Annotated in this window: 2 protein-coding genes; both read left to right on the top strand. The window is 43.6% G+C overall.

Annotation, left to right across the window (positions count from 1 at the left end; all coding sequences use genetic code 11):
• On the top strand, positions 1-385 hold a 385-nt coding region (locus ACFFIT_RS05480), incomplete at its 5' end, for a two-partner secretion domain-containing protein (RefSeq protein ID WP_385876649.1).
• Positions 375-2516: two-partner secretion domain-containing protein (locus tag ACFFIT_RS05485; protein ID WP_446697447.1), on the top strand; the 2142-nt coding region annotated here is incomplete at its 3' end. The genes ACFFIT_RS05480 and ACFFIT_RS05485, both read left to right, overlap by 11 nt.

Raw genomic sequence — 2516 nt, forward strand, 5'->3', positions numbered from 1 at the left:
GCTTTGGTCATCCTATTCAGAGGCTAATATCATTGCAGAGCCTAATGCACCAGGTAACCAAAAGCCAATCATCATAGAAAGTGCTAATGGCACGCCACAAGTCAATATACAAACGCCCAGTGCCTCAGGGGTATCACGTAATAAATATTCCCAATTTGATGTCAATCAAAAAGGCGTAATACTCAATAACGCCCGTAAGCCAACAAGTACTGAGCTTGGCGGTATGGTTGATGCCAACCCTTTTTTAGCGACAGGGGAAGCTAGGATTATTTTAAATGAGGTGAACAGTAAAAACCCTAGCCAGTTAAATGGTTTTGTTGAAGTTGCCGGTAAAAAGGCGCAAGTGATTATTGCTAACCCAGCAGGTGTGACCTGTGACGGTTGAAAATGGTGCCGTCACAGGGTATCAAGTCAATGACGGTAAAATTGTCGTTCAAGGTGCGGGACTTGATAGTTCAAGACAAGATAAAACAGATTTGATTTCACGGGCGGTTGAAGTGAACGGTGATGTGTGGGCGAACGACTTAACCGTGACAACAGGTCAGAACCAAGTAGATGCGGCTAATGAAACCCAGACTAAAAATGCTGTACAAAGTGAGCAAAATAGACCCTCCGTTGCGATAGATGTGTCTGATTTAGGGGGAATGTATGCAGGTAAAATTCGCCTGGTGGGTACCGAACAGGGTGTAGGGGTCAAAAATACGGGGGAAATTGGTGCATCAGCCGGCAGTATCACCATTACTGCAGATGGCAAGCTAGTTAACACTGGCTCTATACAAGCGAAAGGTGATGTTTCCATGCGTTCGCAGAGCCGTGATATTGATAATAGTGGCACCCTGTATGCAGAAGGAGATATTGCCTTACAATCCACTTCACTGACTAACCAAGGTCGCATTGAAAGTCATAAGAACACCCGCATTGATAACCAATCACTGAATAACACAGGAGACATCCAAAATAAAGGGTCACTCACTGTGAGTGCGAAAAATGTGAACAATAAGGGAACCCTTTATGCTGAAAAGGATATCGCCCTGAATGCTGAGTCGATTGATAATGCCGGCACATTGGCTTCAAAAGGTGACACGACGCTTGATAGCCAAAACTTAAATAATACGGGGCGCATTGTTGCCAATAAACACCTTAACATTGAGGCTAAAGAGACCCTGAATAATGCGGGTGAAATGGCTGCGGGTGAAGCCATTGTCATTGAAACAAAGCGCCTCTCTAGCCCAGGTAAAATCCAATCAGAAGGAGATGTGACGCTCAGCCTGAGTGAGGGATATCAACATACAGGGAGTATGGTAGCCAACGGAACGCTCACGTTAAACGCTCAGGGGGCTATTGAGAATTTAGGCACGTTTTGGGCGGCCAAACAAGCCAATATTAACGCCTTATCATTCAACAACCACGCAGTCGGTGAAGTGACCGCAGGTTGGGCTAAGCTAAACCTGACAGAATCTCTCACCAACCGAGGATTGATTGATGGGCTTACTACGACGATTCAAACCGAAACATTGACTAATATCGGCTCAGGGAGACTCTATGGGGATGTGATAGCTCTAGAGACTCATACCTTACAAAATCTCAGTGAAGCAGATAAAAGTGCAACGATTGCAGCCCGAGAGCAACTTAATATTGGTACAACCGAGCTCTTAAACGATTGGCACAGTTTACTCTACAGTGGGGGTAATCTCGCCATAGGGGGGAGCTTAACTGATGATTATAACGTCAGTGGCGCTGCATCAATTGTAGAAAATCACAGTGCTCGGATTGAATCTCTAGGCGACATGCATATCAATAGCAATTATTTACTGAATGCGAATGATAAGCTAATCATCACACAAGAAGAAACCAGTCGAACCAATCACCATGAAGCGGGTTTATGGGGAAGCCCTATCCTATACGAATACGATGAGATAGGACGCCGTAAGGATAAATATGGTGTTACGCACATTACAGTACCAACCGGTGCAACAAGTAATGACTGGCAAGAACGGTATTACACCCGAGTCTTTGTCGATGACGTAGTCCAAGAAACCAACCCAGGCGAAATTATTGCTGGTGGTAATTTAGTCATTGATGCCAATAAAGTGAATAACTTAGACAGTCATATCTTGGCTGGCAAAACCTTACTTGTGAATGCAGATGAACTCAATAACTTTGAAACCGTTGGTATAAGACGCATTAGTGAGAAAGGGAGTGGTACTCATTGGTTTTCTAATGTAGAGCATAGTTTTTTACACAATAGGACTTATCAGGATTCCGAAGGTTTTAGCATCAATAATTACCAAGAAGTCAATATTGATTTAGACTTAACGCAATATAAAGCGAATCAAGCCATCACCCATACCCCTAATATCAGTGAGAGCCATGCTAATGGCATTAAAACCACACTTCCCACTCTGACCTTGCCATCCAATAGCGTATACCAAATCAATCCTAATGGTAAAGCTGAGTATTTAATTGAAACCGACCCCAGATTTACTAATAAAAAACTCTGGTTAGGCTCTGATTAC

Origin of the sequence: Thorsellia kenyensis, from assembly GCF_042432445.1 — a bacterium.
In the GTDB taxonomy this organism is placed as follows: domain Bacteria; phylum Pseudomonadota; class Gammaproteobacteria; order Enterobacterales; family Thorselliaceae; genus Thorsellia; species Thorsellia kenyensis.